The sequence below is a fragment of the Mesorhizobium sp. NZP2298 genome (assembly GCF_013170825.1).
Taxonomy (GTDB): Bacteria; Pseudomonadota; Alphaproteobacteria; order Rhizobiales; family Rhizobiaceae; genus Mesorhizobium.
This window is the reverse complement of record NZ_CP033365.1, coordinates 1,420,969-1,446,775: the sequence shown is the minus strand read 5'-3', so window position 1 is coordinate 1,446,775 and position 25,807 is coordinate 1,420,969. Positions and strand designations below refer to the sequence as shown.

Genomic DNA, 25,807 nt, shown 5'->3' with positions numbered 1-25,807 from the left:
GGCGCGCCTTTGTCGCCGGGGAGCAATAGCTTGAACGACCAACGCGCCGACGTCGCCATCATCATGGGCAGCCAGTCCGACTGGGCGACGATGCGCCAGGCTGCCGAAACGCTGGAGGCGCTGGGCGTTCCGCACAAACGGCTGATCATATCAGCGCATCGCACGCCCGACCGGCTCTATGAATTCGCCAAGGGCGCCAAGGCCGCCGGCTACAAGGTGATCATCGCCGGCGCCGGGGGTGCGGCGCACCTGCCCGGCATGACGGCGGCGATGACACCGTTGCCGGTATTCGGCGTGCCGGTGGAATCGAAGGCGCTGTCGGGACAGGATTCGCTGCTCTCAATCGTGCAGATGCCGGCCGGCATTCCGGTGGGGACGCTGGCCATCGGCAAGGCCGGTGCGGCCAATGCAGCCCTCCTGGCCGCCGCCGTGCTGGCCCTGAACGACGACAAGCTCGCCCAGCGGCTCGACGCCTGGCGAGCCTCGCAGACCGCCAAGGTCGCCGCTGAACCGACGGATACGCCGTGAGCCTGCCCGCCGGATCGACCATCGGAATCATCGGCGGCGGCCAGCTTGGCCGCATGCTGGCGATGGCCGCCGCCCGCCTCGGCTACCGCACCATCGTGCTGGAGCCGCAGCCGGATTGCCCCGCTGCCCAGGTCGCCAACCGGCAGATAACAGCTGCCTATGACGATCCAGCCGCCCTTGCCGAACTGGCGGCCGCGAGTGCCGTCATTACCTACGAGTTCGAGAACGTGCCGGTCGCCGCGGCAGAAGCGCTTGCCGCCAACGTCGCGGTCTATCCGCCGGCGCGCGCGCTTGACGTGGCGCAGGATCGGGTGAACGAAAAGACATTCCTCAACGGCATCGGCATCGCCACCGCCGATTTTCGTCCGGTCGACACCGACGGCGAGCTGACGGCGGCGCTGAAGACATTCGGCGGCAGCGGCATCCTGAAGACGCGGCGCATGGGCTACGACGGCAAGGGCCAGCGGGTCTTCCGCAACATGGAAACGGGCGGCTTCGCCGGCACCTGCGAGGCGATGGGCAATGTACCGCTGATCCTGGAAAGCTTCGTGCCGTTCGATCGCGAAATCTCCGTGATCGCGGCACGGGGGCTGGACGGAGCGGTCGTCGCTTATGACCCGGCCGAGAATGTGCATCGCAACGGCATTCTCCACACTTCGACCTTGCCGGCCGCCATCACGCCCGAGACGGCGGCAGCGGCGCGTGCGGCTGCATCGAGGATATTGTCCGCGCTCGACTATGTCGGCGTCATCGGCGTCGAGTTCTTCGTGCTGGCCGACGGTTCGCTACTGGCCAACGAGATCGCCCCGCGCGTCCACAATTCCGGCCACTGGACCGAAGCCGCCTGCGTCGTTTCACAGTTCGAGCAGCACATCCGTGCCGTTGCCGGCCTGCCGCTCGGCAGCCCGGATCGCCATTCCGATTGCGTGATGGAAAACCTGATCGGCGACGACGTGCTGCGCGTGCCGGCCCTGCTGGCCGAGCCCGATCTGATGCTGCATCTCTACGGCAAGGCCGAGGCGCGGCCCGGCCGCAAGATGGGCCACTTCACCCGCATCACTGGAGCAATTCCAGGAAAAGTGTGACACGGTTTTCCGTCCGGAATTGCGTGCAAACAATAAGATAGATCGGATCGGCGTTTCCGTGAAACGGTGAACCGCTTTATCGCGGACGCAGTTTACTGCACCTCGTCGCCTTCAACCTCGTCGGAACTGGCGCAGTTCGCATCGCCTTCCTCGCAATTGGCCGAGGCGGCGAGTTGTTTGATGCGGTCGTTGGTCAACCGGGTCAGGCATTGCGAAACCTCCATCGCGTGGATGGAACCGCCCGTGCTGGCGGCGGTGGTATGCGCGCATTCGGCGTCGCGGAAAGCGATCCAGGCGCGCTGCGCCGCCTGCAGCAATCTCTTGCCATCGGCATCATCCGAGCCGATCAGGTTCTGATAGGCCGCGTTGAGCTTGGCGTCGGCGGCCTGGTAATCCGCTCCGGCACAGATGTTCATCATCTGCTGGCTGTCGTCGGAGCGGTCGCATTCCTGTGCGCGAGCAACCGACGCTCCCACCAACAAGACAAGGCAGGCGGACAAGAACGTTGGGCGCATGATGGTCCCCAAATCACTTGAGATACAGCGTATCTTCCCAGTCCGCCCGGAGCGGTGCAATGCCGCCGGGACGACATTGCGGATATTTGATGATATCAGGATGCGGCGCACGCTTGCGGTTGACACGGACAAGGGTCCTCGTTTATGAGCCACCCACCGTTCAAAAGGCGCGTCTTCTGGCGCGCCTTAAAATTTCGACCCGGCACCGGGTCCACACCGACAGGCAAGACCATGAAGATCAAGAATTCGCTCAAGGCGCTGAAGGCGCGTCACCGCGACAACCAGTTGGTTCGCCGCAAGGGCCGCGTTTACATCATCAACAAGACCGCCCCGCGCTACAAGGCGCGCCAGGGTTGAGTTTTCGGCCGGAGGCTTTTGCCTCCGCCCCTTGATGCTTGTCGGCCCGCCGACCTTCTCACGCTAAAATCACTTTGATGTTCCGCCGCCCGGGACTAGGATCGGGCGATGCGGATTCTTTTTGCATTTTTGACAGCTCTGCTTGTTTGCGGTGCCATAAGCTTGCCGGCCAGAGCCGCGGACGACCAGCCGGCAGTGCCCGCCACCCCGGAGGCTCCGGCGCCGCCGATGACCAAACAGGCTCGGCTGGACAAGCTGTTCTCCGACCTCAAGCGCGAACGCAACGAAAAAGCCGCCGAACGCATCGCCGGCAATATCTGGAACGAATGGTCCCAGTCCGGCAGCGCCTCGATCGACCTGATGATGCTGTGGTCGCAAAAAGCGATGGACAACCAGAAGTTCGACGTCGCGCTCGATTTCCTCGACCAGGTGGTGACCTTGCAGCCGAGCTATGCCGAGGGCTGGAACCGGCGCGCCACGGTGCATTTCATGATGAAGAACTACGGCAAGTCGATGTCGGACATCGACCGCACGCTGCAGCTTGAGCCGCGCCATTTCGGCGCGCTGTCGGGTCTGGCGCAGATCATGGCTTTGACCGACCACAAGCAGTCGGCGCTCGAAGCCTGGCAGAAGGTGCTGGCCATCTACCCGATGATGCGCAGCGCCCAGGACCAGGTCGCCACCCTTTCGGAAGAGCTTGCCGGCGAAGGCATTTGATACTCTGAAGGGAGTAAGGGAATACGGCAGCAGGGCAGTAGGGGATCCTGCGGAACCCACAGCCCTACTGCCCTACCAGAACTAATCCCGTCCCACCTCGTATCTCCCCACATGAACCTGATCTACGCCGCGGTCGCCTTTATCCTCGCACTCGTCCTTGCCCTGATCGGCGTTACCCGCGTCGGCTCATGGCTGATCGAGCGCCGCGACCAGCCGGTTGGCGAATTTGCCGACATCAAAGGCGCACGCATCCATTATGTCCATATCCCCGCCTCCACCAAGGCGGACCTGCCGCCAATCGTCTTCATCCACGGCGCCAGCGCCAATCTGAGGGATCAGATGCTGCCGCTGAGGCCGGAGCTCGAAGGCCGCGCCGAGATGCTGTTCTTCGACCGGCCGGGTCATGGCTGGTCCGGGCGCGGCGCCGGCAACAATGAAAACCCTTCGGCGCAGGCGGCCACCATCGCCGCCCTGATGGACCGTCTCGGCATCAGGAAGGCGATCATCGTCGGCCACTCCTTCGGCGGCGTGGTCACAGCCGCTTTCGGCCGCGAGCATGCCGACAAGACGCTCGGTCTCGTCTTCCTGGCGCCGGCAACCCATCCCTGGCCGGGCGGCGCGACGTCCTGGTACTACGACCTGACCACCATTCCGGTGGTCGGCTGGTTGTTTTCCAAGACGCTGACCTACCCGGCCGGAACACTGCAAATGGCGGACGCCACGACCTGCGTGTTCGCGCCCAATAAGGTGCCGGACAATTATCTCGGCATGGCCGCGATCCCGCTGGTGTTGCGGCCATCGGTCTTTCGCGCCAATGCCACCGACGTTGCCGGCCTCTACAGCTACGCGCTTGGTGCCGCACCGCACTACAACGAGATCACGGCACCGACCGTGGTCATTTCGGGCGACCGCGACAAGGTCGTCTACGCCCACATCCATTCCGTCGGCTTGGTACGCGACATAGCTGGCGCCGAGCTCGTCTGGGTGCACAATCTCGGCCACAAGCCGGACTGGATCACCCCCGACCTCGTCGTCGGCGCTATCGAGAAGGTCGCCGGCAAGGATATCGATCTGGCGGCGATGGCCAGAACGGCGGAAGCGCGGATTGCCGGCGACGCCTATGGCGCCGGCAAATGCGCCGACCTCAAGGAGCCTCAGGCCGAGCTCGCTCCGACCTGATCTCCTTTGGCCGACAGGGAAGAGGCGGCTACGCTGAGCCCTACGCTAGATGACCAGCAGCGGTGTCTTGCCAGGAACCCGCTCGTAAAGATCCATGACATCCTGGTTGAACATGCGCACGCAGCCCGATGACGCTGACTTGCCGATGGACTTCCAGTCCGGCGATCCATGAATCCGATAGAGCGTGTCGACGCCGTCCTTGAAGATGTACAGCGCGCGTGACCCCAGTGGGTTGCTGACACCGGGCTGCATGCCCTGGCGCCATTTTTCCAGCTTCGGATCCCTGCGGATCATTGCCGAAGGCGGCGTCCAGGTCGGCCATTTGCGTTTCCACTGGACGATCGCGCGGCCCTTCCAGGAATAACCCTGGCGCCCCAAGCCGACGCCATAGCGCATCGCCTTGCCGTCCTCGAGCACCCAGTAAAGGTGCTTGTCTGTCGTGTTGACCACGATCGTGCCGGGCTTTTCTCCAGTCGGATCGTCGACGATCTGCCGCAGGAACCGGCCGTCGACCTTGCTGACGGGAATCGCCGGCAGCGAATGGCCGCCATCTTCGGCCGCGCTATACATGCTGGCGTAATCGGGCGACGCCGGGGCGGCGGCTTCAGGCGCCGCATCTTCGATCGGCGCCTTTTCTGGTGCCGGCTCGAGCGGCGGCGGATTGAGAGGAGCTGCCATGCCGATCGACTGTCTGGGCATTTGGGCACAGGCCGAGATGGCCGAGACGCCAACAAGCGACAGCCCGGTCAGAAGCGACCGGCGCGAAACAAGAGATGACATTCACTATACTCTCAAAATGATGGGAAGGCCGACGGCGAGGGGCGACCGTTGATGCCGCCTCACCCGTGCCTTGTGGAGGCGATCGCGGCGACCCTGTGTCGAGACAAAGGCCGGGATCATTGTCCGTGCCTTCGTTGCAATATGGCCACGGCGACCTCGGCACAAAATCGCGCCGGATGGTTGCGTCGGGAAATCAGCAGATTACCGGCTGCTTTGCACGTCCGAGCCGACATAGGCGATGCGCAGCATGTTGGTCGAGCCGGGCGTCCTCAGCGGCACACCGGCCGTGATGATGACGCGGTCGCCGGGCTTGCCGAACTCTTCTTCCAGCGCAATGCGGCAGGCGCGGTTGACCATGTCGTCGAGATCGGTGGCATCGGGCGAGACCACGCAATGCGTGCCCCACAAAAGCGATAGCCGCCGCGCGGTGTTGACGATCGGCGACAGCGCGATGATCGGCACCTGGGGACGCTCACGGGCGGCACGCAGGCCGGTGGTGCCGGACGCGGTGTAGGTGATGATGGCCGACAGTTTCAGCGTTTCGGCGATTTCACGGGCGGCCAGCGAAATGGCGTCGGCGCCGGTCGCTTCCGGCTCGGAGCGCTGCGCGTTGATGATGCCGGCATAGGTCGGATCGGTTTCGACCTTGGTGGCGATGCGGTTCATCATCGCCACCGCTTCGACCGGATAGGCACCCGCCGCCGATTCCGCCGACAGCATGATGGCATCGGCGCCTTCGAACACGGCGATCGAAACATCCGACACTTCGGCGCGGGTCGGCACCGGTGCGGTGATCATCGATTCCAGCATCTGCGTGGCGACCACCACCGGCTTTCCGGCGCGGCGCGCGGCGCGCGTGATCTGCTTCTGAATGCCGGGCACGGCTTCGAGCGGCATTTCGACGCCGAGATCGCCGCGGGCGACCATCAGCGCGTCGGACAATTCGATGATCTCGGCCAGCCGGGAAACGGCCTGCGGCTTTTCGATCTTGGCCATGATCAGCGCCCGGCCGCGCGCGATCTTGCGCGCTTCGGCCAGATCTTCTGGGCGCTGCACGAAGGACAGCGCGATCCAGTCGACGCCCGTTGCGAGCACCGCGTCGAGGTCCTTGCGGTCCTTCTCGGTCAGCGCGCCGACCGGCAGGTCGGTGTCGGGCAGGCTGACGCCCTTCTTGTCGGAAATCGTGGTGCCTGCGACGACGGTGCAGACGATCGACTTGCCGTCGCTTTTCACCGCCTTCAGTTCGAGCTTGCCGTCGTCGATCAAAAGACGGTGACCGGCCTCGACCGAACTCAGGATTTCCGGATGCGGCAGGTAGACCCTGGTCGACGTGCCCGGCTCGGGATTGTCGTCGAGCGTGAAGGTCTGGCCCGGTGTCAGCACTTCCTTGCCATTGGCGAACTTGCCGACGCGCAGCTTGGGGCCTTGCAGGTCGGCGAGGATACCGATCGGCCGGCCAACCTGCTCCTCGACGGCCCGGATGCGTCCGACCAGCGTGCGCATCAGCTCGTGATCTGTATGGCTCATATTGATGCGGAACACATCGGCGCCCGCTTCGAACAGCTTCTTCAGCATCTCCTCGGAGGAGGAGGCCGGACCGATTGTGGCTAGGATCTTGACCTTGCGGCTGCGTCTCATTGACTGTTGGTTCCCGGGGCGGCTGGGGGGCCTCCCGTTGCGGGCTCATCGGTCAGCTGGACCATCCAGCTTGCCTGTTCGCCCGTGTCATATTCCTGAAATCCGGCGCGCTGGAAGCCCCGGGCGACGCAGTCGTTTACGCCGGCGATCTTGAACTCTTTTTCAGCCACGCACATGTTGATCGGGCCGTCCCAGCGTCCACCGCGCTCGGCGTCTTCTGCATAAAGATAGTAAAACCTTGATGACAGCGGCCCTTCGATCAACGTCTTGCAGCTCGATCCTTCAATGTGCCACCAGCCCTCGGTGATCCAGCCGGCCTTGGCGCGATAGCCGATGCCGACGCCGACCAGGTTCTGCGTGGCGTTGCAGACGCGGAAATCGGCGCGCGCCGGCGAGGCCATGACCATCGCCGACACCCCAACGGTCAGGATCAGGAGCGGCATGGCAAAGGCAGAGCGCATGCGCTGCCTGCCGGCGGAACCCATCCCAATACCCCTCAAGAACCACATCAGCATCTCTCTGCGCCCCTTTTCGGAAAAGTCCGCGCGCATGTCAACGCGCCGTTTGGACCAATTCCAATCGATTTAGGAAGGCTCCCGGCGCACTATCCGTCGCCCCTTGCCAGATTTCATCGGAAACCTTGGCCAAACAACGGCATTGCGCACGCGTCGTCTTCGTGGAATGACGATAGCATCCTCCCCGGAAGCCAGCGAACACACCATCTCCCGCCAATGACCCGATCCACAGTTTTCGCGCCTTTCGATATCGTCGAGGGCGACCGCAAGCGAGGCATCGTGCTTCTGGCCGATCATGCCCGCCGCGACCTGCCCGAGGACTATGGCAGCCTTGGCCTGCCGGCGGCGGAATTCGACCGCCACATCGCCTACGACATCGGCGTCGAAGCGGTGACCCGCGAACTTGCGGCCTTGCTCGGCGTGCCTGCGCTGATCGCCAACTTTTCACGGCTCTTGATCGACCCCAATCGTGGCGAGGACGATCCGACGCTCATCCGCCAGCTCTATGACGGTACTGTCGTGCCGGGAAACTATCCGCTCGCACCCGAGGAGCGCGAAAGGCGGCTCGACCGCTTCTACCGGCCCTATCACGACGCTGTCGGCGCCTTGATTGCCTCGGTCGCGCAGGCTTCCGGCCAGGCGCCCTTCATCTTCTCGGTGCATTCCTTCACCCCGGTCATGCAGGGCAGGCAGAGGCCGTGGCATGTCGGCATCCTCTGGGATCGGGACGACCGGGTGGCGCGGCCGCTGATCGACATGCTTGCCGAAGACAAGAGCCTCGTCGTCGGTGACAATGAGCCCTATGACGGCGCGCTGCGTGGCGACACCATGTTCAAGCATGCCATTATCAATGGCTATGCCCACGCGTTGATCGAGATCCGCCAGGACCTGATTTCAGACCAGAAGGGCGCGATCGCGTGGGCCGGGCGCCTGGCGCCGATCGTTGACGCCATCGACCGCCGTCCCGATATACATGTCGTGAAAATGTTCGGCTCGCGCACCGGGCCGCTATGACGGAGGTTTCGATGACCAAACTCAGCGACGAGCAGAAGCGCGACTTCGAGGCCGCTGCCTTTCGCCGGCTGGTCGAGCATCTTAGGGAACGCAACGACGTGCAGAATATCGACCTGATGAACCTCGCCGGCTTCTGCCGCAACTGCCTCTCGAACTGGTATCGCGAGGCCGCCAACGCCGAGGGTGTCGATCTCTCCAAGGACCAGTCGCGCGAGATCGTCTACGGCATGCCTTACGCCGAGTGGCAGGCGATCAACCAGACAGAAGCGTCGGACGCCAAGAAAGCCGAATTCGAGGCCAAGCGGCCTAAGGATCATTAGGTTCTTCCGGCGTCGCGGATGGGCCAGACTTCCGCGCCTTAGTCATCCTAGGGTCTGCGCAGCGTCGCTACGCTCCTTGCTCCGCTCGTGGATGACGAAGGCAGAGGCGTTTTCGCTGATCTCCAACGTCAGACAAGTCTAACACGAACAATCCTGTCCCATTTGGGCCTTTGGTCCAAGCATTCCCTGCGGCCGACGCTTGACTGCGAATTGAATCGATCTAATTTGCCGCGCAAAGCCATTTTTTGACCGGATTCGCCCTATGAACGCGTTGAACGCTATGCAAACTGCCATTCGCGGGCGATGGGCCGTGGCCGCCATTTTCCTTGCCAATGGCTTCCTGACCGGCAGTTGGGCGCCGCAGATTCCGGTATTCCTGACCCGGCTGGACATTTCGAAATTCACGCTCGGCCTGCTGATCCTTCTGTTCGGCGCCGGCGCGGTCACAGCCATGACCTTGTGCGGCCACCTGATTTCGAAACATGGCTCGCGCACCGTGCTGCGCTGGTTCGGCCTTTGCGGCAGTCTCGGTTTGCTCCTGGTGGCGCTTGCGCCCAACGTGCCGCTGGCGGCCATCGCCATGTTCATTTTCGGCGGCTCGATCGGCGGCATGGATGTCGCCATGAACGCCAATGCGGTGGTGGTGGAGCGAAAAATGTCCCGCGCCATCATGTCGTCCTCGCACGGCTTCTGGAGCCTCGGCGGTTTCGCCGGCGGCGGCCTCGGCGGCTTTGCCATCCAGCACTATGGCCACCTCGCCCATGCCGCAGTCGTGACCGTGCTTGCCTTCGCGGCGATCGCCATGGCGGTCGGCTATCTCGTTGCCGAGGACAGACCACGGGCGGCCGAGCATCATAAATTCACGCTGCCGGCAAACCCGCTGGTCTACCTGATCGGCCTGATGGCCCTGCTGACTATGATATCCGAGGGCGCGGTGCTCGACTGGGCGGCGCTGTATCTCAGACAGGAACTCGGCGCCGACCTTGCCGTCGCCGGTCTTGCCTATGCCGCCTTTTCCGGCGTCATGGCGATCATGCGCTTCTTCGGCGATGGCGTGCGCAACCGCTTCGGCGCGGTGACGACGCTGCGCGGCTCGGCTGTCGCCGCCGCCGCCGGCATGCTGATCGCCGGCCTGTCGCCCTCGCCCTGGCTCGCCATCGCGGCCTTCGCGCTGTGCGGCTTCGGCATCGCCAATATGGTGCCGATCATCTTTTCGGCCGGCGGCAACCAGGAAGGCATGTCATCGGGCACCGGCATGAGCGTCGTCACCACCATGGGCTATTCGGGCATTCTGGTGGCGCCGTCGGCGATCGGCTTCGTCGCCGAGCATTCCAGCTTCGGGCCGATCTTCATCGCCATGTCGGTCCTGCTGATCGTTGTCCTGCTGATGGCGGGCCTCGCTCACCGCGCCGAATTCGCTCCCGAAACGGCACCCGCCGAATAGCGTTTGAGTTCCTCGTGAAGAAAGTCCGCCACGCGGCGGATGCGCACGCTGCCGCGCACATCGCGATGCATGGCCAGCCACACCGGCAAGTCAGGCAACGGCAGGCCGGGAAGCACCTTCTCCACCAGCGGATCGCGCTCGGCCAGCGGCTCCTGGCCAAGGCCAATGCCGTTTCCCGCCCGCACCGCCTCCCACAGCACGATCTGGTTGTCGGCCCTGAAGCGGAAGCTGCCACGGGTGACCGGGATACCATGCTGGACGAAGCTCCTGATGATCTCATCGCTCCGGTCGAAGCCGATCAGGGCGTGATTGACGAGGTCGGCCGGCCCCGCTGGACGGCCGCGCCGATCGAGATAGGAAATGGCCGCGCAGGCGCAAAGCGGGATATCGCAGACCTTGCGCGCCACCAGTTCGTTCTGCGCCGGCTTGACCATGCGGATGGCGATATCGGCGTCCCGGCGCAGCAGGTTCTCGACCTGGTTCGAGGCAACGATCTCGACCTCGATGCCGGGCTCCTCCATGCCGAGCCGCGCCATCATGTCGGGCAGCACATAGGCCGCCACCACCTCGCTGGCGGCAATGCGCACCGTGCCTTCGATGGCCTCGACCGAACCCAGCGCCAGCCGTGAAAAGGCACTCGCCTGCTCGCTGACCGCCTTGCCCCGCTCGAATAGCGTGGCACCGGCTTCCGTCAGCGCGTAGCCGCTCCGCCCACGCCGGAACAGCGTGACACCGAGCGCCTGCTCCAACTCCCCGATGTGACGTCCCAGCGTCGGCTGACTGGCCGACAGTTTTCGGGCGGCGGCAGACAGGCTCCCGGTTTCCGCGACCGTGACGAAGCTCTTGATCAGGTTCCAATCGATATTGTCCATTCAATAATGAATATCAAAACTGCATCCATGGTCAATTTCAATTCAGTCCTGAGGCAATCATATTCGCCCTGCAAACACCGATACGGACTGCAAACACCAACCAGGAGAATTCAAATGACCAAGATCGCACTCACCGCCGCCGCCCTCCTCATCGCCGCCGGCACTGCCTTTGCCGGCAGCGACAAGTTCGGCTCGAACGATGCCAACCAGCCCGCCGCCACCAGCACCGACAGCACGATCACCACGTCGATCGAGAAGTCCGGGACCGCCGATCAGCAACCGGTCATCCAGGGCGCCAACCACAACCTCTTCGGCAACCGCTGAAGGGCGGTTCTCGAACGATCCTGAAAGCGGCGGGCTCGTCCCGTCGCTTCAGGGCAAACAAGGAGACGAACAATGACCAAGATCGCAATTCTCGGCGCCAATGGCCGGCTCGGCCGCGTGGTTGCCAAAGCCTTCATCGACGCCGGCTTCGACGTCCGCACCGTCACCCGCACCGGCAAGGTACCGGCCGAGCTTGAAGGCGCCACGGCGGTTGCCGGCGATGCGCTGGACCGTCAATCGCTGATCCGCGCCACCGAAGGCGTCGATATCATCTTCAACGGCCTCAACCCGATCTATACCGACTGGGGCAAATGCCTGCCGATGGCCGAAAACGTCATGGCCGCCTGCCATGCCAACAACGCGCTGCATCTGTTTCCCGGCACCGTCTACAATTACGGCTCGCCGATGCCGGCGATGATCACGGAAGACACGCCGTTCCACCCGACGACCGAGAAGGGCCGCATCCGCTGCGCCATGGAGGATCTGTTCCACCGCGAGGCCGATGCAGGCCGTGTGCGCACCATTGTGCTGCGCGCCGGCGATTTCTTCGGCGGCACTGGCAGCGGCTCCTGGTTCGACCTAGTCGTCGCCGCCAAGATCAACAAGGGCGTCTACACCGCGCCCGGTCCGGCCGACCTCGTGCATGAATGGGCCTACCTGCCAGACTTCGCTGTCGGCTTCGTCGCGCTGGCGAGGAATCTCGACAAGCTCGGCTCCTACGAGGCGCTGAACTTTCCCGGCCATGCCGTCACCGATATTGAGATCAAGGCCGCTACCGAGAAGGCGCTCGGCCGGTCGCTCAAGATGACCTCGATGCCTTGGTGGGTACTGCGCGCCGGCAGCCCGTTCGTGGCGATGTGGCGCGAGATCGTCTCGATGTCCTATCTGCGCTTCGAGCAGCACCAACTGGCCTCGACGCGGCTGGAAGGTATCATCGGAGAAATCCCGCATACGCCACTCGATCAGGCGGTCGCTCAAGCCCTCGAGGACATCGGTATCGCCACTCTGGTGGGCACGCCGAAAGCGGCCTGAGGCAGTCGGCGGGCCATCCCAGCCCTTCTCTTGACGCTGGAAAGGCGTCTCGACGAACCGAAAAGCGCCTCAGAGCCGCCCCATCAGCAGCAACACCAGAGCCACCACCAGCACCGCGCCGATAATGCCCGAAGGTCCATAACCCCAGGAGCGCGAGTGCGGCCAGGCCGGCACCGCCCCGATGAGGACAAGGATCAGGACGACGATGACAACGGTGCTGATCGGCATGAAGAATTCCCTGCGTTTGACGCTCTGCTACGAGACGACGCCTTGCTTCGCTCTTGGGGGACAATGCAAAAGGCTGCCCGGTTGTTCCGGGCGGCCTTTGCCGGTCAGATCGGGAAGCCTGCCTATTCGGCGGCTTTCGGGAAGGCGATCGCGGGTTCCGCGCCGGCATCCGCCGTCGCCGCGTCCGACGAGATCTCGCCCTTGCCGCGCCGGAACAGCCGGCTGATCAAGCCACGCCGTGCGCCGGGTTTGACCTTGGCGCGGGTGAACACCATCAGCATCGACGGCGTCACCACCAGCGTCAGCACCGTGGCGAAGGACAGGCCGAAGACAATCGCCGACGACAGCGAAATCCACCATTGCGTCGACGGCGCGTTGATCGTCGTCTCGTGATGGAAGATTTCCAGGCCAAGGCCGAAAGCGATCGGCAGCACGCCGAGGATGGCCGACACCGCCGTCAGCACCACCGGTCGCGCGCGCTCGCGGCAGGTCTGCAGCACGGCGTCCATCTTGTCCCAGCCTTCTTCACGCAGCCGGTCATAGGTGTCGATCAGCACGATGTTGTTGTTCACCACCACGCCTGCGAGCGCGATGACGCCGATGCCTGACATGACGATACCGAACGTCTCGCCTGTTATCAGCAGCCCCAGGAACACGCCGATCGTCGCCATGACCACGCAAGACAGCACCAGCCAGACGCTGGTGAACTTGTTGAACTGCGCCAGCAGCACCAGGAAGATCAGGAAGATCGCGGCGCCGAAGGCCTTGCTGAGGAAGGCGCTGGCTTCCGCGCTGTCCTCGTTCGAGCCGGCCAGCTTCCAGCGGATGCCGCTGCCGAGGTTCATGTCGGTGACGGCCTGGGTTACCTCCTGCTGCACGGCGGCTACCTGGGCGCCGGCGGCGACGTTGGCCTGCACCACCACGGTGCGGGCGCCGTCGATGCGGTTGAGGATACCGACGCTCGGCTTTGCCTTGCGGACGACGAAATTCGAGATCGGCACCGAACCTTGCGCGGTCTGCACCCTGAGCTCGTCGAGCGTCGACAGCGTGCGCCGGTCCTCCGGCAAGCGCAGCCGGATGTCGACCGCCTTGTCGGCGCCGGCAGGCCGGTATTCCGACAGCTTCAAACCGTTGGTGACGAGCTGCACCACCGTTCCAACCGAGGTCGGACTGATGCCGTATTGGGCAGCCTTGGCACGGTCGACCTCGAGAGCCCAGTCGACACCGGGTGGCGGCAGGCCATCGGAAATGTCGATGACGCCGGGCACCTTGGCGATCCGCGCCGCCACCGCACGCGCCTTGTCGTCAAGGCCTGCCGGGTCGATGGCCGAAAGCCTGATCTGGATTGGCTTGCCGGTCGGCGGCCCGGCTTCCGGCACGCGAACCTCGACGTCGACACCGGGAATACCGGCCATGACGCCGCGCAGATCGTTCAGGATCTGGTTCGCCGATTTGCGTTCGCGCCAGTCGATGAACTCGTACTGGATGACGCCGACCACATCTTCCGGGACGTCTTGGCCGCCGCCTTGCGTTTTGCCGACGCGGGTGTAGACCGATTTGATGCCGGGCCAGCCAAGCAGCCTGTTTTCGGCGATCTTGGTCGCCGTATCCATTTCGGCCAGCGAAAGATTGCCGCGGGCATGCACGTAGAGCAGGCCGTAATCCGGTTCGACACTCGGGAAGAACTCGACGCCGGCGCCATACTTCGAATAGCCAACGAAGATGCCGGCCAGCAGGACGACGGTAAGCACCAGAACGGTGATTGGGAAGCGCACGGCTTGCTTGACGACCGCCATGTACCAGCCGTCGCGATTGTCATCCTCATGATGCTCCGGCGCCTTGGCGAAGATCGCACCCAGCGTCGGCGCGAAGACCAGCGCGTAGAGCATCGACGCCGATAGCGTGACGATCAGCGTGATCGGCATGTACTTCATGAAATCGCCGATGATGCCCGGCCAGAACAGCAATGGCGAGAAGGCGGCGATGCGTGTCATCGTCGCCGCGATGACCGGACCGGCCATGCGCTTGGCGGCAAGCGCGAAGGCTTCCTGCTTCGGCATCCCTTCGCTCATCCGCCGTTCGGCGAATTCGGTGACGATGATGGCATCGTCGACCAGCATGCCGACGGCCAGGATGAGGCTGAACAGCACGATCATGTTGATCGTGTAGCCCATCATCGCGAGCAGCAGGATGCCGATCAGGAAGGACGACGGGATGGCGAGGCCAATGAGCAGCGAGGCACGGCCGGACAGCGCATAGAGGATGACGATGAACACCAGGATGACGGCGATCATCACGTGGTTCTGCAGGTCCCCCAGCAGCTGATTGACGAAGACCGACTTGTCCTGCGTGTAGGTGACGTGCATCCCCTCGGGCATCGTCTTGACGAAGGCGTCGGACACCGCCCTCACCTTGGTGAGCGTGTCGATCAGATTGGCGCCGATGCGCTTCTTCACCTCGATGGCGATGGCCGGCTTGCCGTTGAGGCGCGTGATCGTGTCGGCATCGGCGAAGGTCGAACGGATCGTCGCGATATCCTTGGCCTGCACCACCGCGTTGGGACCCGCAACCACCGGCAGCGCCGCCACATCCTCGGGCGTCTCGATCAGCGAGGGCACCTTGACGGCGTATTTGCCCTCCGACCCCTCGATGTTGCCGGCGGCGACCAGGCTGTTGGAGGCGCCCACCGCACCGATCAGCTGCTCGAGTTGCAAGCCATAGGACGATAGTTTCATCGGATCGATGACGACTTCGACGAGATCGTCGCGTGAGCCCTGCAGCGAGCCTTCCAGAACACCGGGCACCTCTTCGATGCGGTCGCGCAACTCGCGTGCGGCGGCGGCCAACACACGCTCGGGCAATTCGCCCGACAGCGTGACGACGAGCACCGGAAATTCGGAAATGTTGACTTCGGTGACGACCGGTTCCTCGGCCGCCTGCGGCAGGTCGGCCTTGCCGTCCTGCACCTTGGAGCGTGTGTCCTGCAGCGCCGTCGCCAGATTGGTCTGCGGCTGGAACTCGACCAGCACATAGCCGCCGCCCTGGAAGGCGGCCGAGCGCATTTCCTTGAGGCCCTTCAGGCTTTTCAGCTTGCTTTCCATCGGTCGCAACAGGAGGCGCTCGGAATCCTCCGGCGAAATACCTTGATAGATCAGGCTGACATACATCATCGGAATCGGAACGTCGGGTTCCGCTTCCTTCGGCGTCGACTGATAGGCGACCCAGCCTGCGATCAGCAGGAAGACCAGGACCGAGATGGTCAGGCGGGCATTGTTGATTGCAAGTCTGACGATATCCATGACTTATGCCTGCGGTTGCTTTCGGAAGTGGCGAACGGACGTCTGTCGCCGGAAGGTCCGGCGTCGTCGCCCCTGCGCTACTGCGTGCCGGCGGTGGCTTCGCCGATCAGCTTGTTGATGGTCGCCTGGTCGGCTTCGACCGGATTGACCTCATCGCCTTCCTTCACCAGTTCCTGGCCGGCAACGATGATGCGCGCGTCGGCCGGGATTCCGCCAAGCACCAGACCAGTCGGCGTGTCGTCGACCAGGTCGATCGGGAAGAACGCCACCTTGTTGTCCTTGCCGACGGCGCGGATGCCCAGATCGCCCTTGTCGCCCAGCGTCACCACCGAGCGCGGCAGCAGAACCGCGTCTGTGGGCAACGCGCTGAGCTGGATTTCCGCCGTCATGCCGGCCGGCACGGAACCGTCGGCATTGGGGATGGCGACCTCGACACGGAAGGTGCGGGTCGCCGACGAGGCGTCGCGGCTGATGTAGCGCACGGTGCCTTCGACGGTCTGGCCGCTGACCAGTCGCACTTTGGCCTTGTCGCCGATCTTGAGATAGCCGAGGTCGCGCTCGCTGATCTCGCCGCGGGCGATCACCGGATCGAGCTTGAGGATAGTCGCCACCTCGCTGCCCTGCATGACGGAACTGCCGAGTTCCACCGGCACCCGGTCGATAACGCCGTCGAACGGCGCCTTCACTTCGTTGCGGTCGAGTTCGGCCTGCGCGGTATCCAGTTGGGACTGCGCCTGGGTCAGGTTGGAGCGGGCGGTGTCGAGCTGCAGCTTGGGCAAATTGCCTGTCTTGGCGAGCCGCTCCGCGGCATCGAGTTCGGCCTTGCGCTGCGCCAGCAACTGCTTGGCGTTGTCCACATTGGAGATCTTCTCCTCCGCCGCGAGCATCAGCACCAGATCACCCGTCTTGACGTGCTGCCCCTGGCTGACTGGCAGCTTGTCGATGACGCCGCCGACACGGGTTGCCAGCACCGCGCGCTTGTCGGCCTCGGTCAGGCCTGAAATGCGGATGGCACGCGCATAGGTCTTGCGCGGCGGCGTCACCACCGCGACGGTGCGCAACGGCGCTTTCGGTTCGGCTTCCGCCGTCTTCGGCTTGCCCGCGTCTGGTGCCTTGCCCTGCTCGACTTCGGCCGCCTTTGCCTTGTTCGCCGCGACGCTTCCGACCGACGAGAATTCGCCTGTCGCCATCCAGGCCGCGAAGCCGATGAGCACAACAATGGCTGCAAGTTTGTGAAACCTGATTTTAGGCATCGTCGTTTTTCCGTTGCGGGTTCGGCCAGTGCCGCGCCTTCATGACGCGGGCGCGTCGCCGATATGGGTGCGCGCCTGACCGTGTTCAAATTGCCGTGATCGGCGAGCGCGCTTCTACATCAAAGTTGCACCGCAATATAGTCCGAAAGTTGCAACAGCATTGCATGACGGGACAAGGTGTGGCCGCCGCGAAACTGTTGTTGATCCGCTAAAATACCAGTTCAGCGGACCCTGCAGGCGGCTCACGATCCCTCCCTCATGGCCTGCGCGAATGGCCGGTCTGCCATTGCCGACAGGCAGCACGACGTCCCTGGATAACGCCGACGCCACGCGCGGATTCTTGAATCTTGAGGCGAATTTAGACCGACGAGCCAAATCGGTGAACGACGCTACCCCCGCCTTGGGGAGCATGTTCAATGCATTGGAATTACTTGCGAAATAGCTGAAAAAGCCAATCAGGCCGGGATCGCCGAGGTCGGTTTCGTTGCCATGGAACCTGGTGTCGGCAACCTCGATGTGCCCTGTTCTGGAACATCGGGGATCGGCGCAACCTCCCGGCTCGCGACAGGACAACGGGCGCGGTGCGACCGCGGAAATCCGAACTGTCTTCCGTGCTATTCGTTGGAGCCCTGGCCATCGTCCGGCCCGCCGGTTCGGCAACACCGCGCTGCATCGTCGGCACGTGGGTGGCAGGAGGCGTCAGCATGATGCAGCATCCTTCACACGCGAAGGTTGTCGTCCTGCCGGATCGGGCGAAGGATGCCGGGTCGATCGAGACATCGGCGAGGTCTCCCGGAAATCGGAGTTGGCGCTGAGGCGCAAGCCCGGCAGGTTCAGGCCCGGCGGCGCTCGGCTTCCGGGTTCTTGCGCACGGCGAGGAATTCCTTGACCCGACGGCCGGGTGCGGGACCGCGCACCGGCTTGAAGCCGTCATCGAGTTCACCGGAGAGGTCGAGCGTGGCATGGCTGCCGACGGCGTCGTAATTCTCCTCCAGCCAGTCGCTGGCGGCGGTGCGGCCAAGATCGCGCAGATAGGTCAGGAACGCCCATTCGGCATTGACCTTCGATGACGCCGACAAGTCCTTGAACGCCTCGTCGGCATCGATGCGGTGCATGCGGATGTCGCGGTATTCGCCATGCGGCAGGCGGCCGGCGGCGATCAGTTCCTTGACGAAGGCAATCGAGCGGAATTCGCGCAACAGCCCCGCGTTGAAGGTGATCTCGTCGATGCGGTTCTGGATTTCGTTGGCGCTCCTCGGTGTTCCCTCGCGCACCACGGGGTTGATCTGCACTAGGAGCACATCCTCGGTCGCCGCTGTCTTGAAGAACGGATAGAGCGCCGGATTTCCGCCATAGCCGCCGTCCCAATAGGGTACGCCCTTGATCTCGACGGCACGAAACAATTGCGGCAGGCATGCCGAGGCCATCACCGAGTCGAGGTCGATCTCGCCATCGGAAAAGACCCTCAATTGCCCGGTCTCGACATTGGTGGCGGAGATGAACAGTTCCATCGACTTGCAGGCGCGGACATTCTCGAAGTCGATCTCCTGCGCGACCACGTCGCGCAGAGGATTGAGGCTAAGCGGGTTGGCGACATAGGGCGAGAACACCCGAGACATCGTATCGAAGAAGACATAGCCCGGCGTGTTCTCGATCGACCAGTTGCCCCAGGCGACGTCCCACGGCAAGCGCTGCACCGGACTGAACCGGCCCTTCGCCGCGACGGCATGCCAGAAATCATCAAGCTTCCTGCGCGCGCCCTCGACCCCGCCGCGGACAAAACCGTCGGCCAGCGCCACCGCGTTCATGGCGCCGGCGCTGGTACCGGAAACGGCTGATATTTCCAGCCTGCCGTCCTCCAGCAGGCGGTCGAGCACACCCCAGGAAAAGGCGCCGTGCGAGCCGCCTCCCTGAAGGGCGATGTTGATCTTCTTCTTGTCCTCCGCCTTGCCGTTCTTCGTCATGGCGTTCCTGTCATCCTGATGCGTCAGCCTGCCCCAACGTCAATGGAGAGAGCAGCCACTATCGCTCTATGTTGCAGTGCAGCATATAAGGATGGACCATGGCAAGACACGAACACGGTCGCGTGATCACGTGAAATTTCTTCATGCCGAAAGCCCTCCGCTTCGACGCGGAGAGGTCGTGCCTTTGATGGGCTAGGCGACGAGGTCCGGCACCGGGCCGACATAGCGCGATTGCGGGCGGATCAGCCGCCCGGTGGTCTGCTGTTCGCGCGCATGCGCGATCCAGCCGGCAACACGGCCCGCGGCGAAGACATTGCTGAAAGCCCGCGGCGGGAAACCCGCCGCTTCCAGCACCAGTGCGGTATAGAACTCGACATTGGTCTGCAGCGAGCGCTGCGGTTTGGCGATCCGCAGCACTTCGAGCGCGGTTTGCTCGACCGTTTCCGCGAAGGCCAGCCGGCGGCCGGTTTCGTCTTCGCCGCCAAGCTGCCGCACCACGGCCTTGAGCACATCGGCACGCGGATCGCGTACGCGGTAGATGCGGTGGCCGAAACCCATGATGCGCTTGCCATGGGCGATTTCGTCGCGCAGCCAGCCGGCCGCGTCGCCATGCGCCTCGATCGCATCCAGCATCTCGATCACCGGTCCGGGCGCGCCACCATGCAGCGGCCCCTTGAGCGCGCCGAGCCCGGCCAGCACCGACGAGGTCAGGCCGGCCAATGTCGAGGCGACGACACGGGTGGCGAAGGTCGAGGCATTCAGGCCGTGGTCGCAGACGGTCACCAGATAGGTGTCGAGCGCTTTTGCCAATGCCGGCGATGCCGCGACGCCATTGAGCATCCTCAGCATGTCGGCGGCATGACCGGCCTTGCCGTCCGGCGCGACCGGCTGCTCGCCGCGCTGCAGGCGCAACAAGGCCGGCGTCAGTACGGCGGGCGCCGCAATCAGCCGCAAGGCATCCGCCAGCGTCTCGCCATCCGGCAGCAGGGCCATGCCGGCGCGCATGGCGCTGTAGATCTCGAGCGGCGCCAGCAAGGGCAGCGAAGGCAGGAGCCGCTCGAACACCTCGACGCGGGCCCCACCCAGTCTCGCCGCCAGTTCGGCATCGCCAGGCAGATCGTCGAAGAAGCCATCCAGCAGCAGGCGGACGACCTGCGGGTAGCTCCATCGTCCGGCCAGTTCCGACAGCGAATAGCCACGGATCGTCAGCCGGCCACCCAGACCATCCACATCGGACAGCACGGTTTCGGCCGCCACCACATCATCGAGCCCATTCGCCATGGCCTTGTCTCCTTGAAGCTTTTCCATGTGGGAGATAAGGGTAGGTCGGATCACCATCAATCTTGATCAATAGAATCAATATAAGGGCTCGCCATGTCCGAATGGTTGTCGCGGGAAGAGGCGCTGGAAAAGCTGCGGGTGAGACCGCAGACGCTCTACGCCTATGTCAGCCGCGGTCGCATCGGCATGCGTCCAGACCGTGCCGACCCGCGCTGCAGCGAATATCGCGCCGACGACATCGCCGCGCTGGCAACGCGAAGGGCACGCGGGCGCAGCCCCTCTGCCATCGCCGAAAGCGCCATCGCCTGGGGCGAACCGTCGATCGCAACGGCGATTTCGACCGTCTGGCACGGTCATCTCATCTATCGGGGCCGGGATGCCGTTGCGCTGTCCGACCATGCGACGCTGGAAGAAACCGCCACCGTGCTTTGGGCACTGCCTGAACCGGTCCGCTTCGAGGCGCCGTCGCCAGATGCGCCGCGCCAACCGGGCCGAGGCCCGGCCTTCGCGCAACTCGCCTTGCTTGCCGGCCAGGCGCGGCCCTCGCTTGGACGCAGCGCCGCCTCGCTATGCGCCGACGCGGCGCGCGCGATCGGCGTGCTGGCCGGCGCCCTCGGTGCCGAGGCGGGGCCGGATCCGGTGCATCGGCGACTGGCGCAGGGCTGGTCGGTCGATGAGAACGGCGCCGAAGCGATCCGGCGCGCCCTCGTGCTGCTCGCCGATCACGAACTCAATGCATCGACCTTCGCGGCTCGCGTTGCCGCCTCCACGGGAGCTTCACCCGCCGCTTGCCTACTGGCGGGACTGACGACGCTGTCCGGCCCGCGGCACGGTGGCGCCGGCGAGGCGGTGATGCATCTCGCCGAAGATGCGGCACGGCACGGCGCCGATGCAACGATCCGACGCTGGCTCGGCCATGACCGGCCATTGCCGGGTTTCGGCCATCAACTCTACCCCGAAGGCGATCCCCGGGCCACGGCGCTTCTGGCCGCCATCGGCAACACCGACGAGACATTGTGGTCGCTGGAAACCGCCGCTATTGCCGCGACCGGCGCTCAGCCGAACATCGATTTTGCCCTGGCGGTGCTGACGCGCAGCCTCGGCCTGCCGCGCGATGCACCGTTCCATCTGTTCGCACTTGGGCGCAGCGTCGGCTGGGCCGCGCATATGGTCGAGCAGATCGTGAGCGGCAGCATCATCCGGCCGCGCGGCCGCTATGAGGGATTATTGCCCTGACAGCTCAGGAAGTCGTCTGCCATCAGGCGGGGTTGGCACTGGTCCCGAACCGCGCACGGTACGCGGCGGGCGTCGTTGCGAATTGCTGACGGAAATGATGCCGCAACGTCGCCGCCGCGCCAAATCCGGCGGTCTCGGCAATCCGCTCGATCGGCATAGCGGTGTCTTCCAGCAATGTGCGCGCCCGCGATAGCCGTTCCGAAAGCAGCCAGCGCGCCGGCGTGACACCAGTAGCGGCCGCGAACCGGCGCAAGAATGTCCGCTCGCTCATTCCGGCCAGGTTGGCGAGGGTGGCAATGGGATAGTCGGCGGAAATATCCGCGCGCATCCTGTCGATCAACGGTCCGAGCCGGCTGCGTTCATGAGGCTCGGGAACCGAGCTCTCGACATATTGTGCCTGGCCGCCGTCGCGATGCGGCGGCACGACCAGCCGTCGCGCCACCATGTTGGCGGCCTTGGTGCCGAAGTCGCGCCTAACCAGATGCAGGCACAGGTCGATACCAGCCGCGCTACCGGCCGATGTCAGGACATTCCCCTCATCGATGTACAAGACGTCAGGAACCACCGTGATGTCAGGATACATCTCCCTCAGTCTCTTGCTGTAGCGCCAATGCGTGGTTGCCTTTTTGCCCGACAGCAGGCCGGCCGCGGCGAGCACGAAGACGCCCGAGCAGATGGACAGGATGCGTGCGCCCCGCTCATTGGCCGCCCGGAGCGCCTCGATCAGCAAGGGCGGCACCGGACACTCCGCACCGCGCCATCCCGGCACGATCACCGTGCCGGCCTCGCCGATCAGATCGGGCCCGCCATCGGCGACGAGGCGCACGCCGCCCATCGCGCGCATTTCGCCGGCATCAATGCCGGCGACGGCAAAACGATACCAATCCGCGCCCATCTCCGGCCTGGGCAAGGCGAACATTTCGGCCGCCACGCCGAACTCGAACGTGCACAGCCCGTCATAGGCAATGGCAACGACCAATGGATTGGCAAGAGGCGGATTTGGCATGATCTTGACGATATATGGCAAAGCTGCCAGCTGCAATCGCTGGCCCGTTGCGCTACCTCGGTTCCATCAAAAGTGATGGAGACCAGCTCCATCAGTGATGGAGACCCTTGATGAGCCTGGTGACAGACATTCCGGTGGCATCGCCGGAGATTGCGCGCGACCATTTCCTGCGTCGACTTTCGGTCGAGACCGACTGTTCCGACGTCGCCGCGACACTGCGCGCCGGTGAGCCGGACTTTGTCCTTCTGCATGTGGTCGGTTCGCCGCAAGCCTATGAGCGCCGCCATGTGCCGGGCTCGCTACACTTGCCGCACCGCGAGATCTCGGCGGAACGTATGGCGGAATGGCCGGCAGGCACGCTGTTCGTCGTCTATTGCGCCGGGCCGCATTGCAATGGCGCGGACCGGGCGGCCTTCAAACTGGCCAGCCTCGGCCTGCCGGTCAAGATCATGATCGGTGGCATGACAGGTTGGCAGGATGAAGAGTTTCCTTTCGCCTCGGGCAAGGCGCCTGGCACTCTGTGGTCATGACCCCAACTCCGAGCCCAGCGCGCAAAGCGGTCGTCCGTCCGTTCGAGCGGCGGGATGTCGGCAAGGTGCTCGTCCTTATGCGGGCGCTCGCCGTCTTCGAGGGCTATGACGACAAATTCCGCGTCACCGAGACCGACATCGTCGACCATGGGCTGGGGCCATCGCCCCGCTTCGGCGTGTTCGTGGCGGAAGTTGAAGATGTAATCGTCGGCATCGCCGTCCATTATCTCATCCCCTGGACCTACGATCTGAAGCCGGTCGTGGTGCTGAAGGAACTTTACGTGGCTGAAGCGGCGCGCGGCATGTCGGTCGGCCACGTCCTTGTGGAACGGCTCCGAGACCATGCCACCAGCATCGGTGCATCCGCCATCAAGTGGACGGTGCTGCAATCCAACATGCGCGCCAAGGCTTTCTATCGCTCGCTTGACGGGCGGGCCGACGACACCTGGGAATTGTGGAAGCTGACCGTCGATGGATAAGGCACGGCAGGGTTGGGCTGCGTCCGACCGGCTGCCGGCCTACGACATCGTATCGAGCTTGCGCTGCATGGCCGCGATCTGATCCTTCAGTTGCTGTAGATCGTCGGACTTCTCCGCCGGCGCGTCCTTTCTGGCCGGCTCGGCGGGGGCTGCGGCTGGCGCCGAGCCCGCGGGCGGAAAAGGCGTGAACAGCCGCATCGCGTTCTGGAACATCTCCATGTTGCGGCGCGTCTGTTCTTCCAGCGCCTTCATCGGCGTCGCCATCTTCATCACATCCAGCGGCGACTTGCCGATCGTGCCCTTCATCTGCTCGCGAAAGCGCTCCTGCTCCTTGGAGAAGGCGATCATCGACTGCTCGAGGAAGCTTGGCACGATCATCTGCATCTGGTCGCCGTAGAAGGCGATCAGCTGGCGCAGGAACGGGATCGGCAGCATGTTCTGCCCGTCCTTGTTCTCCAGTTCGAAGATGATCTGGGTCAGTACCGGATGCGTGATGTCGTCGCCGGTCTTGGCGTCCTGGACGGTGAACTCCTCGCCCTTCTTGACCATCTCGGCCAGATCCTCGAGCGTCACATAGGTGCTCGTCCCCGTATTATAGAGGCGGCGATTGGCGTATTTCTTGATAATGATCGGGTCGTCTTTTGCGGCCATCTGCATCCTCCCCGGACACCGGCGCGCCTGAGTAAGCGGCCGGTAACGATTGCGCCCTTTTTGAGGATATGCGCAAAAGCCTTATAATTCCAAGCAGTTTGTGCAGTGCGGGATCATATAATGCTGCATAGCAGGCAAAATATGCTGCGCAGCAGCGGCCAGCCCGCAGGCATGGCGGTGCGTGACCTGCTTGGCGTGCATGGGCGCCATGCCGATTTCCGGTTTGACTTGGGGTTGGGAAAGGGCAAGAAAAGTCCTCAACGACAGAACAACATCCTTGAAGTCTGGAGAAGAAAATGTCCGATTCCATCGTCATCGCCAGCGCCGCGCGCACGGCCGTCGGCTCCTTCAACGGCGCGTTCGCCGCCACGCCGGCGCATGAGCTCGGCGCCGTCGTCATCAAGGAACTTTTGTCGCGCGCCGGGGTCGAAGCGGCGGAGATCGACGAGGTTATCCTCGGCCAGGTGCTGACCGCGGCCCAGGGCCAGAACCCGGCCCGCCAGGCCTCGATTATTGCCGGCCTGCCCAAGGAGACCACCGCCTGGGGCCTCAACCAGGTTTGCGGTTCGGGCCTGCGCGCCATTGCACTCGGCATGCAGCAGATCGCCACCGGTGACGCCAAGGTGATCATCGCCGGCGGCCAGGAATCGATGTCTCTGTCGCCGCACGCGCAGCATCTGCGCGCCGGCGTCAAGATGGGCGACTACAAGATGATCGACACCATGATCAAGGACGGCTTGTGGGATGCCTTCAACGGCTATCACATGGGCAACACCGCCGAGAACGTCGCCCGCCAGTTCCAGATCACCCGTGACGACCAGGACCAGTTCGCGCTGGCCTCGCAGAACAACGCCGAGGCGGCGCAGAAGGCGGGCAAGTTCAAGGACGAGATCGTCGCCTTCACCATCAAGGGCAAGAAGGGCGACACCATCGTCGACCAGGACGAATACATCCGCCATGGCGCGACGCTGGACGCCATGACCAAGCTGAAGCCGGCCTTCGACAAGGATGGCACCGTGACCGCCGCCAACGCCTCCGGCATCAATGATGGTGCGGCCGGTGCGCTGCTGATGAGCGAAGCGGAAGCCGCACGGCGCGGCATCACCCCGCTGGCGCGCATCGCCTCCTGGGCGACCGCAGGCGTCGATCCGGCGATCATGGGCACCGGGCCCATTCCCGCCTCGCGCAAGGCGCTGGAGAAGGCCGGCTGGTCGGTCGGCGATCTCGACCTGGTCGAGGCCAACGAGGCTTTCGCCGCGCAGGCCTGTGCCGTCAACAAGGACATGGGCTGGGATCCCTCGATCGTCAACGTCAACGGCGGCGCCATTGCCATCGGCCACCCGATCGGCGCCTCGGGCGCCCGCATCTTCAACACGCTGGTCTACGAGATGCGCCGTCGCGGCGCCAAGAAGGGCCTCGCCACCCTGTGCATTGGCGGTGGCATGGGCGTCGCCATGTGCGTGGAAGCCCTCTGAAGAAAATACTGAACGGGCGGCGCAGGCCGCCCGTTTCATATCCAGTGCCTGCCAAGCCCGACAACAGGGCGATATCAAAAAGGGG

General features: G+C 64.1%; 26 protein-coding genes. 14 read left to right on the top strand and 12 right to left on the bottom strand.

Annotated elements, in window-relative coordinates; all coding sequences use genetic code 11:
• Positions 1 to 30 precede the first annotated feature (30 nt).
• Positions 31 to 528, top strand: coding sequence for a 5-(carboxyamino)imidazole ribonucleotide mutase (gene purE, locus EB231_RS06970; RefSeq protein WP_027141852.1), 498 nt, complete (start codon positions 31 to 33; stop codon positions 526 to 528).
• Positions 525 to 1,613 carry a 5-(carboxyamino)imidazole ribonucleotide synthase gene (locus tag EB231_RS06965; RefSeq protein WP_172348182.1) on the top strand — a complete coding sequence of 363 codons (1,089 nt, stop codon included), beginning with the start codon at positions 525 to 527 and terminating at the stop codon, positions 1,611 to 1,613. The genes purE and EB231_RS06965 overlap by 4 nt, the downstream gene beginning before the upstream one ends.
• Positions 1,614 to 1,705: 92 nt before the next feature.
• Here the strand turns inward: EB231_RS06965 and EB231_RS06960 are convergent, their stop codons facing one another.
• Positions 1,706 to 2,128, bottom strand: coding sequence for a lysozyme inhibitor LprI family protein (locus EB231_RS06960; RefSeq protein ID WP_172348181.1), 423 nt, complete (start codon positions 2,126 to 2,128; stop codon positions 1,706 to 1,708).
• Positions 2,129 to 2,359: 231 nt separating this feature from the next.
• Here EB231_RS06960 and ykgO point away from each other — a divergent pair, with 231 nt between their 5' ends.
• From ykgO to EB231_RS06945, 3 genes are all read left to right on the top strand, one after another.
• Positions 2,360 to 2,485, top strand: a complete 126-nt coding sequence (gene ykgO / locus EB231_RS06955) for a type B 50S ribosomal protein L36 (RefSeq protein WP_006327841.1) — start codon at positions 2,360 to 2,362, stop codon at positions 2,483 to 2,485.
• A gap of 108 nt (positions 2,486 to 2,593) precedes the next feature.
• Positions 2,594 to 3,202 (top strand): tetratricopeptide repeat protein, encoded by a 609-nt coding sequence (locus tag EB231_RS06950; protein ID WP_172348180.1) that lies wholly within the window; start codon positions 2,594 to 2,596, stop codon positions 3,200 to 3,202.
• Positions 3,203 to 3,313: 111 nt separating this feature from the next.
• A complete protein-coding gene (locus EB231_RS06945) occupies positions 3,314 to 4,381 on the top strand; it encodes an alpha/beta fold hydrolase (protein WP_172348179.1) in 1,068 nt (355 codons plus the stop codon).
• Positions 4,382 to 4,426: 45 nt separating this feature from the next.
• On the opposite strand, the gene EB231_RS06940 is transcribed toward EB231_RS06945, so the two are convergent.
• The 3 genes from EB231_RS06940 to EB231_RS06930 form a co-directional block, all read right to left on the bottom strand.
• On the bottom strand, positions 4,427 to 5,161 hold the full coding sequence (locus EB231_RS06940) for a L,D-transpeptidase (RefSeq protein WP_172348178.1): 735 nt from the start codon (positions 5,159 to 5,161) through the stop codon (positions 4,427 to 4,429).
• 201 nt (positions 5,162 to 5,362) lie between these two features.
• Positions 5,363 to 6,799 carry a pyruvate kinase gene (pyk, locus tag EB231_RS06935; protein ID WP_172348177.1) on the bottom strand — a complete coding sequence of 479 codons (1,437 nt, stop codon included), beginning with the start codon at positions 6,797 to 6,799 and terminating at the stop codon, positions 5,363 to 5,365.
• Positions 6,796 to 7,242: a DUF1036 domain-containing protein gene (locus EB231_RS06930; RefSeq protein ID WP_246741001.1), complete on the bottom strand. Its 447-nt coding sequence runs from the start codon at positions 7,240 to 7,242 to the stop codon at positions 6,796 to 6,798. The genes pyk and EB231_RS06930 overlap by 4 nt, the downstream gene beginning before the upstream one ends.
• A gap of 288 nt (positions 7,243 to 7,530) precedes the next feature.
• On the opposite strand from EB231_RS06930, the gene EB231_RS06925 reads away from it, so the two are divergent.
• The 3 genes from EB231_RS06925 (at position 7,531) to EB231_RS06915 (ending at position 10,092) form a co-directional block, all read left to right on the top strand.
• A complete protein-coding gene (locus tag EB231_RS06925) occupies positions 7,531 to 8,328 on the top strand; it encodes an N-formylglutamate amidohydrolase (RefSeq protein ID WP_172348175.1) in 798 nt (265 codons plus the stop codon).
• Between the two features lie 11 nt (positions 8,329 to 8,339).
• Positions 8,340 to 8,648, top strand: a complete 309-nt coding sequence (locus EB231_RS06920; protein ID WP_172348174.1) for a DUF1244 domain-containing protein — start codon at positions 8,340 to 8,342, stop codon at positions 8,646 to 8,648.
• Positions 8,649 to 8,910: 262 nt separating this feature from the next.
• Positions 8,911 to 10,092, top strand: a complete 1,182-nt coding sequence (locus EB231_RS06915) for an MFS transporter (RefSeq protein WP_172348173.1) — start codon at positions 8,911 to 8,913, stop codon at positions 10,090 to 10,092.
• On the opposite strand, the gene EB231_RS06910 is transcribed toward EB231_RS06915, so the two are convergent.
• Positions 10,050 to 10,964, bottom strand: a complete 915-nt coding sequence (locus EB231_RS06910) for a LysR family transcriptional regulator (RefSeq protein WP_172348172.1) — start codon at positions 10,962 to 10,964, stop codon at positions 10,050 to 10,052. The two genes, EB231_RS06915 and EB231_RS06910, sit on opposite strands and share 43 nt — an antisense overlap.
• Positions 10,965 to 11,078: 114 nt before the next feature.
• On the opposite strand from EB231_RS06910, the gene EB231_RS06905 reads away from it, so the two are divergent.
• Both EB231_RS06905 and EB231_RS06900 read left to right on the top strand, forming a co-directional pair.
• Positions 11,079 to 11,288 carry a DUF680 domain-containing protein gene (locus tag EB231_RS06905; RefSeq protein ID WP_172348171.1) on the top strand — a complete coding sequence of 70 codons (210 nt, stop codon included), beginning with the start codon at positions 11,079 to 11,081 and terminating at the stop codon, positions 11,286 to 11,288.
• A 72-nt stretch (positions 11,289 to 11,360) separates the two neighbouring features.
• A complete protein-coding gene (locus EB231_RS06900) occupies positions 11,361 to 12,320 on the top strand; it encodes an SDR family oxidoreductase (RefSeq protein WP_172348170.1) in 960 nt (319 codons plus the stop codon).
• Between the two features lie 69 nt (positions 12,321 to 12,389).
• Here EB231_RS06900 and EB231_RS06895 read toward each other — a convergent pair whose 3' ends face one another.
• The 5 genes from EB231_RS06895 to EB231_RS06875 form a co-directional block, all read right to left on the bottom strand.
• Positions 12,390 to 12,548: a DUF3309 family protein gene (locus EB231_RS06895; protein WP_172348169.1), complete on the bottom strand. Its 159-nt coding sequence runs from the start codon at positions 12,546 to 12,548 to the stop codon at positions 12,390 to 12,392.
• 122 nt (positions 12,549 to 12,670) lie between these two features.
• Entirely contained in the window at positions 12,671 to 15,847 is a 3,177-nt protein-coding gene (locus tag EB231_RS06890; protein ID WP_172348168.1) for an efflux RND transporter permease subunit, read from the bottom strand.
• 77 nt (positions 15,848 to 15,924) lie between these two features.
• Positions 15,925 to 17,100, bottom strand: coding sequence for an efflux RND transporter periplasmic adaptor subunit (locus EB231_RS06885; RefSeq protein WP_172348167.1), 1,176 nt, complete (start codon positions 17,098 to 17,100; stop codon positions 15,925 to 15,927).
• An 833-nt stretch (positions 17,101 to 17,933) separates the two neighbouring features.
• Complete coding sequence (locus EB231_RS06880; RefSeq protein ID WP_172348166.1) at positions 17,934 to 19,064, bottom strand: patatin-like phospholipase family protein; 1,131 nt, start codon at positions 19,062 to 19,064, stop codon at positions 17,934 to 17,936.
• Between the two features lie 192 nt (positions 19,065 to 19,256).
• Entirely contained in the window at positions 19,257 to 20,345 is a 1,089-nt protein-coding gene (locus EB231_RS06875) for a citrate synthase/methylcitrate synthase (protein ID WP_172348165.1), read from the bottom strand.
• 93 nt (positions 20,346 to 20,438) lie between these two features.
• Here EB231_RS06875 and EB231_RS06870 point away from each other — a divergent pair, with 93 nt between their 5' ends.
• The gene (locus EB231_RS06870) at positions 20,439 to 21,581 is read left to right on the top strand and encodes a citrate synthase (RefSeq protein WP_172348164.1); all 1,143 of its coding nucleotides are present in this window, start codon (positions 20,439 to 20,441) and stop codon (positions 21,579 to 21,581) included.
• A gap of 22 nt (positions 21,582 to 21,603) precedes the next feature.
• Here the strand turns inward: EB231_RS06870 and ftrA are convergent, their stop codons facing one another.
• The gene (gene ftrA, locus EB231_RS06865) at positions 21,604 to 22,587 is read right to left on the bottom strand and encodes a transcriptional regulator FtrA (RefSeq protein ID WP_172348163.1); all 984 of its coding nucleotides are present in this window, start codon (positions 22,585 to 22,587) and stop codon (positions 21,604 to 21,606) included.
• 110 nt (positions 22,588 to 22,697) lie between these two features.
• Between ftrA and EB231_RS06860 the strand changes: the two genes are divergently transcribed.
• Both EB231_RS06860 and EB231_RS06855 read left to right on the top strand, forming a co-directional pair.
• A complete protein-coding gene (locus EB231_RS06860) occupies positions 22,698 to 23,117 on the top strand; it encodes a rhodanese-like domain-containing protein (RefSeq protein WP_172348162.1) in 420 nt (139 codons plus the stop codon).
• Entirely contained in the window at positions 23,114 to 23,596 is a 483-nt protein-coding gene (locus EB231_RS06855; protein ID WP_172348161.1) for a GNAT family N-acetyltransferase, read from the top strand. Before EB231_RS06860 ends, EB231_RS06855 begins: the two co-directional genes overlap by 4 nt.
• Positions 23,597 to 23,635: 39 nt before the next feature.
• Here the strand turns inward: EB231_RS06855 and phaR are convergent, their stop codons facing one another.
• Positions 23,636 to 24,247: a polyhydroxyalkanoate synthesis repressor PhaR gene (gene phaR, locus EB231_RS06850; RefSeq protein ID WP_172348160.1), complete on the bottom strand. Its 612-nt coding sequence runs from the start codon at positions 24,245 to 24,247 to the stop codon at positions 23,636 to 23,638.
• Positions 24,248 to 24,543: 296 nt separating this feature from the next.
• Here phaR and EB231_RS06845 point away from each other — a divergent pair, with 296 nt between their 5' ends.
• Complete coding sequence (locus EB231_RS06845; RefSeq protein ID WP_172348159.1) at positions 24,544 to 25,722, top strand: acetyl-CoA C-acetyltransferase; 1,179 nt, start codon at positions 24,544 to 24,546, stop codon at positions 25,720 to 25,722.
• The last annotated feature ends 85 nt before the right edge of the window (positions 25,723 to 25,807 follow it).